Here is a 15,856-nt window from a genome sequence, read left to right as displayed (position 1 = left end):
CAGTATCCGCAAAACAGGCCGTAAGTCTACCAGTTGACGGCTTTTTGCGAAAGCCGACGCCAAAGCACTTTCAACCCTAAACAGGGCATTGACCCCAAATCAGTCGATCGCTACGCTAGCTTGGCGTGTAGCGAGGGGCGTCTTTTCCACAAGGTCATGGCATAGGGGCAAATATGAGAAAGCTAGCAAGAAGGGGGCTTGGGCATTGGTGCGCCGGGCTGATAGGTTTTGTGGTGGTTCCAGCGGCTTGGGCTTTGGAACCCTCGCCGGGGGTGACGGTCACGCCTTTGGCACAGACGCAAAGCAGTTGGGACGGTAGCACCTTGGTCTACCCGCAAGGCCAAGCAGAGGTAACGGCCATGCGTATCGACATCGCACCGGGTGCAGTCACCGGGTGGCATCATCATTCCGTTCCTTCCTTTGCCTATGTGTTGCAAGGCGAACTCGAAGTCGCGCTCAAAAGTGGTGCGGTCAAGCGCTTGAGGGCGGGTGATGTACTGGTCGAGGTAGTCGGCACGGCGCACAATGGGCGCAATATGGGGCAAGATACGGTGAAGCTGGTGGTGTTCTACGCGGGTAGTGTGGGGCAGCCACTGACCGAGCTTGAAAAGCCATGAAGGAAATATATTGAGTACCAAGCCCATGAACCCGGCAGGCTTGCCTGAACAGACGTTTACGATGCCGGTTACCGCCATTGTGTTGGCGGCGGGAATGGGGCGGCGCATGCCGGGGCAGAACAAGTTGCTCATGGCTGTGCAGGGGCAAGCCATGGTGCGCACCGTGGTGCAGCAAGCTTTGCAAGCGTGCGACCAGGTTGTGGTGGTGCTGGGGCACGATGCAGCATCGGTCAGGGCCGAACTGCAAGACCTGCCGGTACATTTCATTCATAACCCTCGTTATGCCGAGGGTATGGGCGCTTCGCTTAGCGCGGGCGCTCACGAGGTGCCGGCGGGGCATGCGGCTTTGGTCTGTTTGGGCGATATGCCGGGGGTGACGGCTCAGGTCATGCAAGCCTTGATACGCGCCGGCTCAAGGGGAGCGGCGGTTTGTCGGCCTAGCTACGAGGGCCAGCTGGGTAATCCTGTCTGGTGGGCGCCTGCTCAGGTGCATGCTTTGCGACAGATGCAGGGCGATGTGGGCGCTCGCATATTGCTGGCTGCACTGCACGAAGAAGGGCGCGTTTGTGAAGTGCCCGTGTCTACATCGGGAGTACTCTGGGATATCGACACGCCACAAGCCTGGGCTGAAGTCAGCGAAACTTGACGCCTTGATGTCATCTTCAGTCTGTTCAAATCCCTCGCTAGCAGCGTGCGGCGCGCTTTCCCATGGGGCTACGGTGTAAAATCGAATATTGCCGTTTTCGCGTGATGTCATGACTACCATTCTTCAAAACGTACCTGTCGGCCAGAAGGTCGGTATTGCTTTTTCGGGCGGGCTGGATACCAGCGCAGCCTTGTTGTGGATGCGCCAGAAAGGGGCCGTTCCCTACGCCTATACGGCGAATCTGGGTCAGCCAGACGAGTCCGACTACGATGCCATTCCTCGTAGCGCCAAAGAATATGGCGCCGAGAACGCACGCCTCATCGACTGTCGTCAGCAATTGGCTGCCGAAGGTATTGCGGCCTTGCAGTGCAATGCTTTCCACGTCACCACGGCGGGCGCCACTTATTTCAACACCACACCTCTGGGGCGTGCGGTAACGGGCACTATGCTCGTGGCTGCCATGAAAGAAGACGACGTCCACATCTGGGGCGACGGCAGTACCTACAAAGGCAACGATATCGAGCGTTTCTATCGTTATGGCCTGCTCACCAACCCTGCTTTACGTATTTACAAGCCCTGGCTGGATCAGGTCTTTATCGACGAATTGGGTGGCCGCGCCGAAATGTCGGCCTTCATGCGCGAAAACGGTTTCGACTACAAAATGTCGGCCGAAAAAGCCTATTCCACCGATTCCAATATGCTGGGTGCTACGCACGAAGCCAAAGATCTGGAATTCCTGAACTCGGGCATCACAATTGTGCAGCCCATCATGGGCGTCGCTTTCTGGAAAGACGAGGTCGCCGTGGCTCGCGAAGAGGTTCGCGTACGCTTTGAAGAAGGTGTGCCGGTCGCCTTGAATGGCGTGGAATACCGCGACAGCGTTGAACTCATCCTGGAAGCCAACCGCATTGGCGGTCGTCATGGCCTGGGTATGAGCGATCAAATCGAAAATCGCATTATCGAAGCCAAGAGCCGCGGCATCTACGAAGCTCCGGGTATGGCTTTGCTGCACATTGCGTACGAACGTCTGGTGACGGGCATTCATAACGAAGACACCATCGAGCAATACCGCGAGAACGGCCGCAAGCTGGGTCGCCTGTTGTATCAGGGCCGCTGGTTCGACCCTCAGGCCATCATGCTGCGCGAGGCTTCGCAGCGCTGGGTGGCGCGTGCCATTACCGGCGAGGTCACCTTAGAGCTGCGCCGGGGCAACGATTACTCGTTGCTTAACACCGAATCACCCAACCTTACCTATAAGGCCGAGCGCCTCACCATGGAAAAGGGTGAGTCTACGTTCTCGCCGCTGGATCGCATCGGTCAGCTGACCATGCGCAATCTCGATATTACCGATACTCGCGACAAACTGGTTACCTACACCCAGGTGGGTTTGTTGTCGGCAGAGCGTGGTTTGGCTTTGCCTCAGCTAACAGATGAGCGCAAGAAAGACTAAGCCCCTGCTTGGCGTTGCGGGTGGGTGCCATGCACCCGCCCAGACGCCTTGCAATTTAAGGGCGCAGTCCCCATCATAGAGACATGTCTCTCAAAGTTTTTGATCTTCAATGTGAATCGGGCCACGTGTTCGAGGGCTGGTTTGCGTCTACCGAGGCTTACGAAACCCAACGTGACGGCGGCCTGTTGTCTTGCCCGTTTTGCGAAAGCAAGCAGGTCAGCAAGATGCTTTCGGCGCCGCGTTTGAACATGGGTAAGGGGCGTGAACCTGCTGCTTCCTCAAGCCAAGCTGCATCAGAAGCGCAGTCCGGCGAGGGGGCGCCAACACCAACACCGGCTCAGATGCAGGCACAAGTCTTGCAGTTCATGCGCCACATGTTGCGCAATACTGACAACGTGGGTGACCGCTTTGCTCAAGAGGCTCGTCGTATGCACGAGGGCGAGATCGAGCAACGCGCTATTCGTGGCACTGCCACGCGCGAAGAGCGTGCTGAACTTTTGGAAGAGGGTATTGCGGTCGTGCCCGTACCGGATTTTCTGGACGACGACCGCTTGCAATAAAGGCCACTGCCGCATATGCGAAAGTGGCCTTTATTTAAGCAGCCCTGCTGATATTACATGACGCGGCTGCGGTATTCGCCGGTGCGGGTATCGATCTCGATTTTATCGCCCAGGTTGCAGAACAGCGGCACAGCGATTTCCTTGCCGGTGCTGATTTTGGCTGGCTTGAGCACTTTACCCGAGGTGTCGCCTTTAACGGCTGGCTCGGTGTAAGTGATTTCGCGGACGATAATAGTGGGCAATTCTACCGAGATGGCGCGACCTTCGTAAAACACGACTTCAACAGACATGTTCTCTTCGAGGTAGTCCAGAGCATCGCCCATGCTGTCGGCTTCGACTTCGTACTGGTTGTATTCTTCGTCCATGAAAACGTACATGGGGTCGCCGAAATACGAGTAGGTGCATTCGCGTTTTTCGAGCACGACGATATCGAATTTTTCGTCGGCCTTGTAAACGGATTCGCTGCCCGAGCCAGTCAGCAGGTTCTTGAATTTCAGTTTGACAACGGCAGAGTTACGGCCGGATTTGTTGTATTCGGCTTTTTGCACGACGAGCGGGTCGCTGCCAACCATGACAACGTTACCTACGCGCAGTTCTTGTGCGGTTTTCATCTATGACGACTCCGGAGGTTTTCGGCGGCTCCAGCAGACCAGAAGATGAGCCCGGAGCACAATTAACAAAACTCCCTATTCTAACCTTTTCGGGATTTTTTCGCGTTTGAAATATAAGCTGGCGTGGCCCGATAGCTATCTGGGCAGGGTCGGCGTACAGGCCTTGGGCTTATTGTGAGCGCTGAACGAGTTGGAGCAATTGCATGACCAGGTCGTGCTGACCGGCTTGTTCCTCACTGAACCGCGTAGCGCTGGCTTGCCAGTTTTGCCATTGGGGTGCTTGTAGCAAGGCTTGCAACCGGCTATTGACCGCCTTTGCCTCACCTTTGTTCCAGCTGAGCATCAGTTCAGCTGCCTCGGGTGTACAAGGCTGCAGGGCCAGCCAGGCATGCAGCTTTTCGAGGTGTATCTGTTCTTGTTGCGGGTAGATATGCCACAGGAAAGGCCGCGCTGCCCAGATGGCTCTGACGAAAGAGTCTTCGCCACGTATAAGATTCAGATCGCTGCTCCACAGCAAGCGATCAAAGGCTTGCTGGTCGACATAAGGGCAATCGAAACGCACGACTTGATTGCCTGCTTGCCGAGTAGCAGGGGCGCCCGGGGCGGCCAGAATCAGGGTGGGACGTGCTTGCGCCTGGTAGGCATCGACTATGCTTTGCAGAGGGGCATGGGGATAACAAAATGCATAGCACTGTTGCCAACCCTGATCCCGAACGCCGGCAATCCATGCAGCAGGAACCCCTAGACCTTGCAGCAAGGCCGTTCGGCCATTAGGGTCGCTACGCCAGGCGTCACGCTGCGCCAGCAACGAGGGTTCGCGTAGCAGTCCGCCGGTACGAGGCGTAAAACCCGGAAAAAAGAAATATTTGGCGACGCCATTGGCTTGAGGGGAAGGCAAGCCATGACAATCTTCCACCCAGGTTTCCGCGCTTAAATATTCAAGGTTGATCCAATGCTGCTGCTCGGCTTTAAGCTTGCTACGGTAGCCAACCGGCAGTTCGCAAGCAAAGGCTTCAATGACGACGTCCAGAGGCAGCAAATTCGCCTGCTCGGACTGCTCCCAACTGTATACCTCTACTCCTTGAGCCTTTTGCACAGTCGTTGGGTTGGCCTGTATGGCGGGTTCGATGCGGGCAAAGCTTGCCAGATCATCTACCCATAAGCGCACCCTGAAGTCGCTGGAGCGTTGCGCCAGTTGCCGGGCCAGGCGCCAACAGACGCCGATATCGCCGTAGTTGTCAATGACACGACAGAAGATGTCGAAGCCTGTTTGTGGGCGTGAGTGTGGCAAGGACGTGGCGTCCACGAGGAAAGGGCGCGGCGTGGGCCGCGCCTTGGTGTGTTAGTGCAGGTGAATAGGGGTAACGTCGATTTCTTCGGGCAGTTCGGGGTGCTGCATGTCGCCCAGAGGGTCTGGGAAATAGGGGGCGCCACAATCTTCGCAAGCATCTAGTGGGAACAGCCCCGGCAGTCTGCGTGCGTCGGTGATGCCTAAATCGTTAAGCAGCTTGATGATCTCGGTGGTGACATAGGGCTCATCGTGATCACTGTCGTCGATAGAGGCTTCGTCTTTACCCAAGATAGGCCAGACACAACCGTAGATGACTTGATTGCCTTGCTGAGTGGTAAAACCTATGCGGTATTCTTCGGGAACATTCTGACCGCAGGCAACGACAGTGGCGCGCAAGCCATTGGCCCTAAGCCCGGCAACGTTCTGCAGCCATGAGACGGCGGCTTGCAAAGCCAGTGGCCGCATACGGCGGTCGGCTTCGCGGTTGTTGACGTAATACGCGTCGGGTTGCAGGGATTGAATACTACAACCCGTGAACAATTTTTCCAGCAAGGGCTCTGCCGCAAGTTTCCAGGCTTTTAGGCAGTCGTCACGCGTGGGGCTGCTGTCGATATTTTGCCAGCGAAACAGTGGGGCATCGGCGGGCACCACAATGGCGCCGACGATAAAGCGGGCGTCAGCCAGTAAGCCCTCGTAGGGGCTATGCGAGGTCAACGCAGGTTCGCTACGCCCTCGCAAAGCAGCTCGACCCAATCGAAGCGTCAGTTCGTAGGTGCCTTGAAAGCTGGTGGGTAACTGGTCGAAACCCGCCAGCTGGGGCAGCAGAGCAAACTGGGCACCCTCTGCCAACACATGGGTTTTCAGAAGGTCGCTGAACGCTTGTAGTTGGGTCTTGTTAAGGCCGTACTGTTGGGGAAGCTGATAGCGTGTCCAGGCAATGACAGGAGCGGAAAACAACAGCACGTCATAGGCGTGGCCATCTTCGTCTATGCGCGTAGATTCGGACTCGGTTTCAGCCTGTTCCAGCAGCGCTTCGTAGGCTTCGGATTCACTGGCGAGCAGTACGTCCAGCGCCGAGTCCAGCGCTGGGTTTTTCTTGCCGTGCAGCATTTTATGAACCTGCTGGCCAAGAAGGAGCTGCCAATACTTGTCCTCGAGATGGCTGCCAGAGAGTGCCAACGAACGGGCAAGCTCAACCAGACGTTGGGCGTCACGGGAAAGGCGGGAAGTAGTATTCGTTTCGGACATCAAATAGTTATGCAATACAGAAGGGGTTTCAGGTGGCCAGCAGCTCGCGCAATACGTAGGGAAGAATGCCGCCGTGCAAGTAGTAATCGACTTCAGTGGCGGTATCTATGCGCAGCAGCAGTGCTACCTGTTGAACGCTACCGTCAGGGCGGCGTATGTGCAGCAATACGTCTTGCTGGGGACGTATTTGTTCTTCCAGACCGGTGATGTCGAAGATCTCGGTGCCGACGATACCTAGCGACTGAACACTGTCTTCACCCTTGAATTGCAGGGGCAACACGCCCATGCCAACCAGGTTGCTGCGATGGATGCGTTCGAAGCTGCGAGCGATGACAGCCTTGACGCCCAACAGTTGCGTGCCTTTGGCGGCCCAGTCGCGTGACGAACCGGTGCCGTATTCTTCACCGCCAAAAACAACGGTAGAGACGCCGTCGGCTACATAGCGCATGGCGGCGTCGTAAATAGAGAGGCGTTCACCGTCGGGTTGGTGCAAGGTTTCGCCACCTTCGAAACGACCGCCATCGGCTGTCATGGGCAGCATCAGGTTCTTTATGCGCACGTTGGCAAAGGTGCCGCGCATCATGACTTCGTGATTGCCGCGGCGCGAACCGTAGCTATTGAAGTCAGCCTTGCGTACCCCATGAGCGTTTAACCACAGACCAGCGGGCGAGTTCTCGGCGATAGAGCCTGCTGGTGAAATATGGTCGGTTGTGACGGAGTCGCCGAAGATGGCCAGTGCGCGGGCTTCGCGAACGGGCGGCATTGCCGCGGGCGTCATGCTGAAGTTGGTAAAGAAGGGGGGCTCGGCAATATAGGTAGAGGCAGGCCAGTTGTAGGTGTTACCCGTAACTCCTTTGATTTTTTCCCACAGCTTGCCAGGCTTGATCTGAATCTGCCCGTAGTTTTCCCGGAAGGTTTTGGGGTTCAGCGCATACCGCAGCAAGGCTGCGATTTCTTCTTGGGAGGGCCAGATATCGCCTATCCAGACGTCCCCGTTTTTACCGCGACCGACGGGCTCGGTCATGAGGTCGCGGCGTATGGTGCCTGCCAAAGCGTAGGCGACTACCAGCGGGGGCGAGGCCAAAAAGTTGGCCTTGATGTTGGGGTGGATGCGGGCTTCGAAATTGCGGTTACCGGACAAGACGGCAGAGCAAACCAGGTCGTTCTGGGTGATGACCTCGTTGAGCTCGGGCGTCAGGTCGCCCGCGTTACCGATACAAGTCGTGCAGCCGTAGGCCGCCACGTTGAATCCCAGCTTTTCTAGGTAGGGCAGCAAGCCGGTCTTTTCGAGATAGTTTGTGACGACACGGGAGCCGGGTGCCAGCGAGGTCTTGATATGCTTGGGCACCTTCAGGCCGGCTTCGACCGCTTTTTTAGCCATCAAGCCTGCGGCCAGCAGCACGCTGGGGTTGGAGGTGTTGGTACACGAGGTAATGGCGGCGATGAGGATGTCGCCGTTGCGCACCGGGATGCCGTCGCGCGTGGTGAAAACCTCGTCAAGCTTTTCTGTGGGCTGGTTGAAGCCGTTGGCCGATTGTTCGGAGAATAGGCGCGTAAAAGTGGATTTGACGCTGCCGATTTCGATGCGGTCTTGCGGGCGCTTGGGGCCGGCCAAAGAAGGCGCGACGGTAGAGAGGTCTAGTGTGAGCTTTTGGGTGTAGTCGATATCGTTGGCAGAGGGGACGCCGAACATTTCTTGGGCACGGAAGTAAGCCTCAAGTGCAGCGATCTCTTGGGTGGTGCGACCAGTGCCTTGGAAATACTCAAGCGTGTGTTCGTCTACCGGGAAGAAGCCCATGGTGGCGCCGTATTCCGGTGCCATGTTGGCGATGGTGGCGCGGTCAGTGACAGAGAGGCTGGCCGTGCCCGGGCCACAGAACTCGACGAACTTGCCCACCACTTTATTGGCGCGCAGCATCTCGGTAATCGTCAATACGAGATCGGTAGCGGTAACCCCACCGCGTAATTGGCCTACGAGTTCTACGCCGACGACGTCGGGCGTAAGAATGTAAAGAGGTTGGCCCAGCATGCCGGCTTCGGCTTCGATGCCGCCCACACCCCAACCCACCACGCCTATACCGTTGATCATGGTGGTGTGGCTATCGGTACCGACCAGGGTGTCTGGGTAATAGACCTTGTCTTTACCCACGTGTACGCCTCGCGCCAGATGCTCTAGGTTGACCTGATGCACAATGCCGAACCCGGGAGGAACGACGCCGAAGGTATCGAAGGCCTGCATGCCCCACTTCATGAACTGATAGCGCTCTTGGTTGCGCTGAAACTCAAGTTTCATGTTGAGATCAAGCGCTTTTTTGGTACCGAAATAGTCGATCATGACCGAGTGGTCTACGACCAAGTCGACCGGCACCAGAGGCTCGATGCGTTTTGGATCTTTGCCCAGTGCTGCCGCCACGCTACGCATGGCGGCAAGGTCGGCCAGCAAAGGTACGCCGGTAAAGTCTTGCAGTACGACGCGCGCCACAATAAAAGGGATCTCGGTGGTACGTGCCGCCTTGGCTTGCCAGTTGGCTAGTTCTCGAACGTGTGCTTCGGTCACTTTTTTGCCGTCGCAGTTACGCAGTACCGATTCGAGCACTATGCGTATGGAAACCGGCAATCTGCTGACGTTGATGCCTAGTGCTTTTCCCAGGGCGGGCAGCGAATAGAACGCCCCGGACTTCTTGCCCGCTTGCAAGGGTTTCAAGGTATCGAGAAAGTTGTGTGGCATGAGGGACTCCGCATGAGAGGGGGCGCTGCGCCGTACCGGCTGGAACAAAAAAACCTTGAAACGGCGCGACCGGATGATACCCATTTTAGGCGCGAACCAGATGTTTTGGCGAATACGATTAAACACTTTGCGAGCCGGTATGAGAAACGGGGCGGTCCCTCGTGGAGACCGCCCCGTCGTATCCGCTTAACAGGTGCAGCTTAGATCTGAACTGTGTCGGAGACTTCCTTGTAGGCTTCGATTTGGTCGAAGTTAAGGTATTGGTAGATCTGGTCGCCGCTCTTGTTGATGACGCCCATGTCGGCCATGTACTCTTCTTTGGTCGGGATGCGACCCAGGCGCGAGCAGATGGCGGCCAGCTCTGCCGAACCCAGGTACACGTTGGTGTTGCGACCCAAGCGGTTGGGGAAGTTGCGTGTGCTGGTGGACATGACCGTTGCACCTTCGCGCACCTGAGCCTGGTTACCCATGCACAATGAGCAGCCGGGCATTTCGGTACGTGCGCCGGCAGTGCCGAACACGCCGTAATGACCTTCTTCGGTCAGTTGCTGAGCATCCATCTTGGTGGGAGGAGCCACCCACAGCTTGACGGGGATATCGCGTTTGCCTTCGAGCAACTTGGAAGCAGCACGGAAGTGACCGATGTTGGTCATGCAGCTGCCGATGAAGACTTCGTCGATAGTAGCGCCGGCAACATCGGAAAGCGTCTTGACATCGTCGGGGTCGTTGGGGCAAGCCACGATGGGTTCGTGGATATCCGCCAGATCGATCTCGATGACGGCAGCGTATTCGGCATCCGCATCGGGTTGAAGCAGCTGAGGATCAGCCAGCCAGGCTTCCATGGCCTTGATACGACGAGTCAGCGAGCGCACGTCTTGGTAGCCATTGGCAATCATCCACTTGAGCATCACGATGTTGCTGTTGATGTACTCAATGATGGGTTCTTTGTTCAGGTGCACCGTGCAGCCTGCCGCCGAACGTTCTGCCGAAGCATCAGAGAGTTCGAAAGCCTGTTCGACCTTCAGGTCGGGCAAGCCCTCGATTTCGAGAATACGACCCGAGAAGATGTTCTTTTTGCCTTGCTTGGCCACGGTGAGTTGGCCGGACTTGATGGCGTACAGAGGGATGGCATTGACCAGGTCGCGCAGCGTGACGCCGGGTTGCAGCTTACCTTTGAAGCGCACCAAAACAGACTCTGGCATGTCCAGGGGCATGACGCCGGTGGCAGCGGCAAAGGCGACCAAGCCGGAGCCGGCGGGGAAACTGATGCCGATAGGGAAGCGCGTGTGCGAGTCGCCGCCGGTGCCCACGGTATCGGGCAACAGCATGCGGTTGAGCCACGAGTGGATGACGCCGTCGCCCGGACGCAACGCAATACCGCCGCGTGTGCTGATGAAGTCGGGCAGCGTATGGTGAGTTTTGACGTCTACAGGCTTGGGGTAGGCTGCCGTATGGCAGAACGACTGCATGACGAGGTCGGCCGAGAAACCCAGGCAGGCCAGGTCTTTCAGCTCGTCGCGGGTCATGGGGCCGGTGGTGTCCTGGCTGCCCACGGAGGTCATCTTGGGTTCGCAGTAGGTGCCGGGACGAATGCCTTGGCCTTCGGGTAAGCCGCAAGCGCGCCCCACCATCTTCTGGGCCAAGCTAAAGCCCTTACCGCTGTCGGCGGGGTTTTTGGGCAAGCGGAACAGGGTCGAAGCGGGCAGACCCAAGGCTTCACGAGCCTTGGCGGTCAGGCCGCGACCGATGATCAGGGGTATGCGGCCACCGGCGCGCACTTCGTCGAACAGGACTTCGGACTTGACTTCGAATTCAGCGATGACTTGGCCATTTTTGAGAGCCTTGCCTTCGTAGGGGCGCAGTTCAATGACGTCGCCCATTTCCATTTGAGAAACATCCAGCTCGATGGGCAGAGCGCCTGCGTCTTCCATGGTGTTATAGAAGATAGGGGCGATTTTGCTGCCCAGGCAAACGCCGCCAAAGCGTTTGTTGGGAACGAAGGGAATGTCTTCGCCGGTGAACCACAGCACCGAGTTGGTGGCGGATTTGCGCGAAGAGCCGGTACCGACCACGTCGCCCACGTAGGCGACCAGATGGCCTTTTGCTTTCAGGTCTTCGAGGAACTTGATGGGGCCGCGCTTACCGTCTTCTTCGGGAACGAAGGCAGCACCTTCACGCTTGTTTTTGAGCATCGCCAGTGCATGCATGGGGATGTCGGGGCGCGTGGTGGCGTCGGGAGCGGGGGAAAGGTCGTCGGTGTTGGTTTCGCCGGGCACCTTGAAGACCGTCAGCGTCAGGCTTTCGGGGACTTCGGGGCGGCTGGTAAACCATTCGGCGTCTGCCCAGCTTTGCATGACGGCTTTCGCGTTGGCGTTGCCGGCCTGAGCTTTCTCTTGGACGTCATGGAAGGAGTCGAACATCAAAAGCGTGTTCTTGAGCGCGTCGGCAGCTACAGAGCCTAATTCGGCGTCGTCCAGCAGCTCGATGAGGGGGCCGATGTTGTAACCGCCCAGCATGGTGCCCAGCAGTTCAGTGGCACGCTTGCGGCTTATGAGCGCACAGGTGGTTTTACCCAGTGCTATGGCCGCCAGGAAAGAGGCTTTGACCTTGGCGGCGTCGTCTACGCCGGCCGGAACACGGTAGGTGATCAGATTGAGCAGAAATTCGTCTTCGCCTGCAGGAGGGTTCTGGAGCAGGTCGACGAGCTCGGCGGTCTGCTTGGCGGACAGCGGCAGGGGAGGGATGCCCAGCGCGGCGCGCTCGGCTACATGTTGACGGTAGGCTTCCAGCATGGTGTATGGCCTGCAAAAATAAGGGGCTAAGAAAGTCCCTATTGTAAAGGTAAACCCCAACTTGCCGCAATGGTCTTATATAAGACATAAGACCTTGGGTATCACTAATTTATGTGATGTAAGTAGATGTGTTTAATAAGTATAGTGGTGTGCTGAGTTGGCTTATCTGTGCAGCAAAGCGTCGCGAAAGCGCGTTTTTTCTAGCCTCACAGGGGTGCGGGCTACGCAAAGCCGCTTGACCATACATACATCTAATAATGACTCTATAGGGGTAGGCCCATGAAATTCTCCAAAATACTGATGGCCTTGATGGCCGCGCTCGCCTTGGCGGCTTGTGGTGGCGGTGGTGGCGGCAGCGACAGCAGCAATAGCGGCGGTGGTGGTGGCAGCGGCGGCGGTGGTAACGATGGTGGCGGCGGCGAAGCCGTCCAGCCAACCTCGCACCTGTACCATACGCTCGACTTCACTGCTGCTGGCAACTTTCTGCAAGCCCGCACTACCCAGGTTCCTCATTACGCAGAAAGCGGTGTAATCCGGTTGGGCAATGCCGATGTCAAGTTCCACGACGTCAACGACGAGCTGGTCATAGAAGGCTACCGCTTCTTGCAAATCGAAGACACCTTCACCCCCGATGAAGGCGCCATGGTGCTGTGCAAGGACAATGCCCCTGACTCAACCATCTGGCACGCACTCTTGCCGGCAAAGGCCCAAGAGGTGCAGGGCAGTGTAGATGCCAAGCTTGCCAAACTCATTGCCGCTCAACGTCTGGACTTCTTCGAAGAATGCAACACCACGGAAGAGGTGTTCGTTGTTGCCGCAGACGGCAGCTTCTCCATGGAAATCGGTGGCGAACCCGCCACTGGTGAAGACGACAGTGCCACACCTGCACACGTGCGGGCCATGCTTTCGGATCAGGGTGGCGTGTCAGTCGACGAAGATGACGGCGAAACACTGACAACCTGGTTGCGCTTGTACGAAAGCGAGGGCCGGCTTTACGTTGTGATTATCGACCGGACGCAAGCAGCTGACGGCAGTGCTCCCGAGTACGAAATCATGATGCTGATTCAACAGAACCGCCCGGCTTGAGTCTTGCCTCGCTAGGGCCTGTCTCAAAGCGCCCTTTTTAATGTTTTGACCTATAAGCAAACCTTGAAGGTCAAGTTTGTTAAAAAGGGCGTCGGGGCGGGCCCGGGCAGCGACAGGACATATAAATCAAAATAATCCAAAATGTTTTAAACTGATACCATTGGAATTTTGTTTGGTGGCTTATCCGGTGGTAGATCGCAATACGATGCCCTCTAGCGCTGCGGTACCGAGCGCTGATTCTTCCCCCTGGCGGGTTTGGGTGCTCGAGGACGACACCAAAACACGTAATTTTTTTGTGCGCAGTTTGCAATCCGACCGCGCATTCCAGGTTGTGCGTCAAGTGGGCACGGTGCGGCAAGCTTTAAGCGATTTGTCTCAGGCCCAAGAAGCCCCTGATGTCCTCTTGGCCGACTTGCATCTGCCCGACGGCTCCGGCTTGCAAGTCATGGCCGAAACTCTGCGTCGTTTTCCGCAATGCGATTGCTTGGTCATTACGGTATTTGCCGACGCCGATAGCATCCTGGAAAGCGTGCAGGCAGGGGCTGTGGGCTATATCCTTAAAGACGTGTCAGCCACCGAACTTGTCGATGCCGTTCGAACCGTCAAGGCCGGTGGGGCGTGCATGACGCCCCTGGTTGCGCGGCGCATGCTGGCCGCTTTTCAACAAGGGCCGGGCAAAGTGGCGTCACCGATGCCCAAGCCGGGCTCTGTTCAGCAAGATGCATTGGCGCCGCCGGGCGTCGGCAGCACCCTTGTACTGTCGCCTCGCGAACAGAGCGTGCTCAGTATTTTGGCCAGGGGTTTTTCTTATCGTGAAATAGCCACGGTTCTGGATGTCAGTGTCTATACCGTGCAAACCCATATTAAAAGTCTATACCGCAAGCTGGCGGTAAGCTCGCGAGGCGAGGCCGTCTTCGAGGCCAGCCGCTTGGGTCTGCTAGAGATCGGCAAATGAGATGGCTTTGGCTGCAACGTCAATGTTGGCAGCTAATAATATTGGCTGTGCTGTGCTGCCCATGGGGCGGTGTTGCGTATGCCGAGGTCGTGCACCTCAATCAGGCCAGGCTTACCCAGAGTGATCAGGCACCGGTGAGTGTCGATTTGCCCTGGGATTGGAACGGCAACCCGGAGCGGGGCGGTTATGGCGTGGCTGCGCTTGAAACGGTGTTCGATTTCAATGGCGTCGCGGATGAGCCCTATGGTTTGTATTTTGTTCGCATAGGCAATCGTGCCGAGGTGCGGCTTAACGGCCATTTGCTTGTGCGTTATGGCAAGCTGGATAACCGCAACGGCAGCAATTACGCGAAGGCCCCTCGATTCATAGCGGTGCCGCAGGGGCTGCTCAAGCCCAAAGGCAATGTGTTGCGCATAGTCTTAAGTGCCGACTCGGGTAGGCATGCGGGCCTCTCACCCATCATATTTGGGCCTTCCAGCTATGTGCAGGGCCAACTGTTCTCTTCGGCTTACGTTTGGCGGATTCTACTGGGCTCTGTAGGCCTCATGGCGCTGTGTTTATTGGTAGGCGTGGTGGCCATGCTGCTATGGCGCACGCAACGCGTGCGGCCAGTGGGTGCTAGGCGCGGGCGGCGTGACGTTTTTTATCTTTATGCCGGGTTGACCGCTTTAAGCTGGGCTTTCTACTTGGCCAATAACAGCATTCAATTTGTTCCTTTGCCTTGGCCGTGGTGGGGCGCGTTGGTTTTCCTGGCCCGCGCAGGCTTTTTATACAGTATGTTGGCGCTGTCGCGCCATGTTGCGCGTGCTAAGCATACCGACGCCTTGCCTTCGTGGCTGCGCTGGCCTGTGCGTTGGATGATTTTGTGTTCTTTGCTGGCGCTGCTGGGGGCTTGGTTAAGCCAAGATTGGCGCATTCTAGTGGCATGGTATTTTTTTGAAACGGCCTGGTTATTGCTTCAGGGCGTCCATTATCTTTACCAGGCTTTTCTACGTAAAGGCAGCATGAGCCAACGTTGGGTTTGCATCATGCTGGTGGCGGGAGTGCTTGCAGCCGCGCATGACTGGAGCCTGACATGGTTGTGGCAAGATCCGTCAGCCGCCTATGCTTTGCAATTCAGCGCGCTCTTTCAGGCGGCGGTTTTAAGTTGGCTCGTCATTGCGCGCTTTAATGCGGTTAGCCACCAAGGGCAGCGCTTGCTCGAGACGCTCTCGCATCGTTTAAGTGCCCGCGAGCGCAAGCTGCACGATAGCTATCAGCAGCTGGCGATAGTTCAGCGCGAGCAAGCCCGCATGCTGGAGCGCACCCGCATCATGCGCGATATGCACGATGGCGTCGGATTGCATCTGGTGTCGGCCATACGGCAACTGGATGACGAGCGTAACAGTCGTCTTCAGGTCGCGCAGACCCTCAGAGACGCCATGGATCAATTGAAATTGTCTATCGACGTCATGGGTCTGTCCTCCGGGGATGTCACGGGATTGCTGTCCAGCATGCGATTTCGCCTGGCCCCGCGTCTGGAGAGTGCCGGTTTGACATTGCATTGGCAGGTGAGCGAACTGCCGCCAGTGGAAAGCATGGACACCGAACAGCTGGGGCAGTTGCAATACATTGTTTTCGAGGCTATCTCTAACGTGCTGCAGCACGCGAATGCAAGCGCACTGCGTGTCAGCGCCTTTGATGAGGGCGGTGAGCTAGTCGTGGAAATCGAAGATGACGGCAAAGGAATCAGTGCCGGAGAAGCTGAGGATCAAGATGCCGGGTCTATGCAGATGCGGGCGGCAGAGCGCGGTTGGCGTCTTACGGTGCAGCCTGTCGGCAATGCGGGTCGTGGCACGCGTGTGCGCTTGAGTATTCCGCGCTAAAAGACTG

At 57.1% G+C, this 15,856-nt stretch carries 12 protein-coding genes; 7 read left to right on the top strand and 5 right to left on the bottom strand.

Translation table 11 applies throughout. The annotated features are described in order from the left end of the window. Positions 1-173: 173 nt before the first annotated feature. The 4 genes from H0484_RS00485 (at position 174) to H0484_RS00470 (ending at position 3,273) form a co-directional block, all read left to right on the top strand. Positions 174-617 (top strand): cupin domain-containing protein, encoded by a 444-nt coding sequence (locus H0484_RS00485; RefSeq protein WP_226952466.1) that lies wholly within the window; start codon positions 174-176, stop codon positions 615-617. A 10-nt stretch (positions 618-627) separates the two neighbouring features. Beyond that, positions 628-1,263 carry a nucleotidyltransferase family protein gene (locus H0484_RS00480; RefSeq protein ID WP_226952465.1) on the top strand — a complete coding sequence of 212 codons (636 nt, stop codon included), beginning with the start codon at positions 628-630 and terminating at the stop codon, positions 1,261-1,263. Positions 1,264-1,372: 109 nt separating this feature from the next. Continuing rightward, entirely contained in the window at positions 1,373-2,713 is a 1,341-nt protein-coding gene (gene argG, locus H0484_RS00475; RefSeq protein WP_226952464.1) for an argininosuccinate synthase, read from the top strand. Between the two features lie 83 nt (positions 2,714-2,796). After that, positions 2,797-3,273, top strand: a complete 477-nt coding sequence (locus H0484_RS00470) for a DUF1178 family protein (protein ID WP_226952463.1) — start codon at positions 2,797-2,799, stop codon at positions 3,271-3,273. Positions 3,274-3,326: 53 nt separating this feature from the next. Here H0484_RS00470 and efp read toward each other — a convergent pair whose 3' ends face one another. The 5 genes from efp to acnB form a co-directional block, all read right to left on the bottom strand. Continuing rightward, entirely contained in the window at positions 3,327-3,884 is a 558-nt protein-coding gene (gene efp, locus H0484_RS00465) for an elongation factor P (protein WP_226952462.1), read from the bottom strand. A 169-nt stretch (positions 3,885-4,053) separates the two neighbouring features. Then, positions 4,054-5,190 carry an elongation factor P maturation arginine rhamnosyltransferase EarP gene (gene earP, locus H0484_RS00460; RefSeq protein ID WP_226952461.1) on the bottom strand — a complete coding sequence of 379 codons (1,137 nt, stop codon included), beginning with the start codon at positions 5,188-5,190 and terminating at the stop codon, positions 4,054-4,056. 36 nt (positions 5,191-5,226) lie between these two features. Beyond that, the gene (locus tag H0484_RS00455; protein ID WP_226952460.1) at positions 5,227-6,423 is read right to left on the bottom strand and encodes a DUF2863 family protein; all 1,197 of its coding nucleotides are present in this window, start codon (positions 6,421-6,423) and stop codon (positions 5,227-5,229) included. A gap of 28 nt (positions 6,424-6,451) precedes the next feature. After that, entirely contained in the window at positions 6,452-9,151 is a 2,700-nt protein-coding gene (acnA, locus tag H0484_RS00450; protein ID WP_226952459.1) for an aconitate hydratase AcnA, read from the bottom strand. A 200-nt stretch (positions 9,152-9,351) separates the two neighbouring features. Beyond that, positions 9,352-11,943 (bottom strand): bifunctional aconitate hydratase 2/2-methylisocitrate dehydratase, encoded by a 2,592-nt coding sequence (gene acnB / locus H0484_RS00445; RefSeq protein WP_226952458.1) that lies wholly within the window; start codon positions 11,941-11,943, stop codon positions 9,352-9,354. Positions 11,944-12,222: 279 nt separating this feature from the next. On the opposite strand from acnB, the gene H0484_RS00440 reads away from it, so the two are divergent. The 3 genes from H0484_RS00440 to H0484_RS00430 all read left to right on the top strand — a co-directional run bounded on the left by H0484_RS00440 (position 12,223) and on the right by H0484_RS00430 (position 15,849). Next, positions 12,223-13,029, top strand: coding sequence for a hypothetical protein (locus H0484_RS00440; RefSeq protein ID WP_226952457.1), 807 nt, complete (start codon positions 12,223-12,225; stop codon positions 13,027-13,029). 175 nt (positions 13,030-13,204) lie between these two features. Next, positions 13,205-13,984 (top strand): response regulator, encoded by a 780-nt coding sequence (locus H0484_RS00435; RefSeq protein ID WP_226952456.1) that lies wholly within the window; start codon positions 13,205-13,207, stop codon positions 13,982-13,984. Beyond that, on the top strand, positions 13,981-15,849 hold the full coding sequence (locus H0484_RS00430) for a sensor histidine kinase (protein ID WP_226952455.1): 1,869 nt from the start codon (positions 13,981-13,983) through the stop codon (positions 15,847-15,849). The genes H0484_RS00435 and H0484_RS00430 overlap by 4 nt, the downstream gene beginning before the upstream one ends. Positions 15,850-15,856 lie beyond the last annotated feature (7 nt).

Source organism: Mesopusillimonas faecipullorum, from assembly GCF_020539505.1.
Taxonomy (GTDB): Bacteria; Pseudomonadota; Gammaproteobacteria; order Burkholderiales; family Burkholderiaceae_B; genus Mesopusillimonas; species Mesopusillimonas faecipullorum.
The sequence above is the reverse complement of the archived record's forward strand: the minus strand, read 5'-3'. Positions and strand labels throughout refer to the sequence as shown.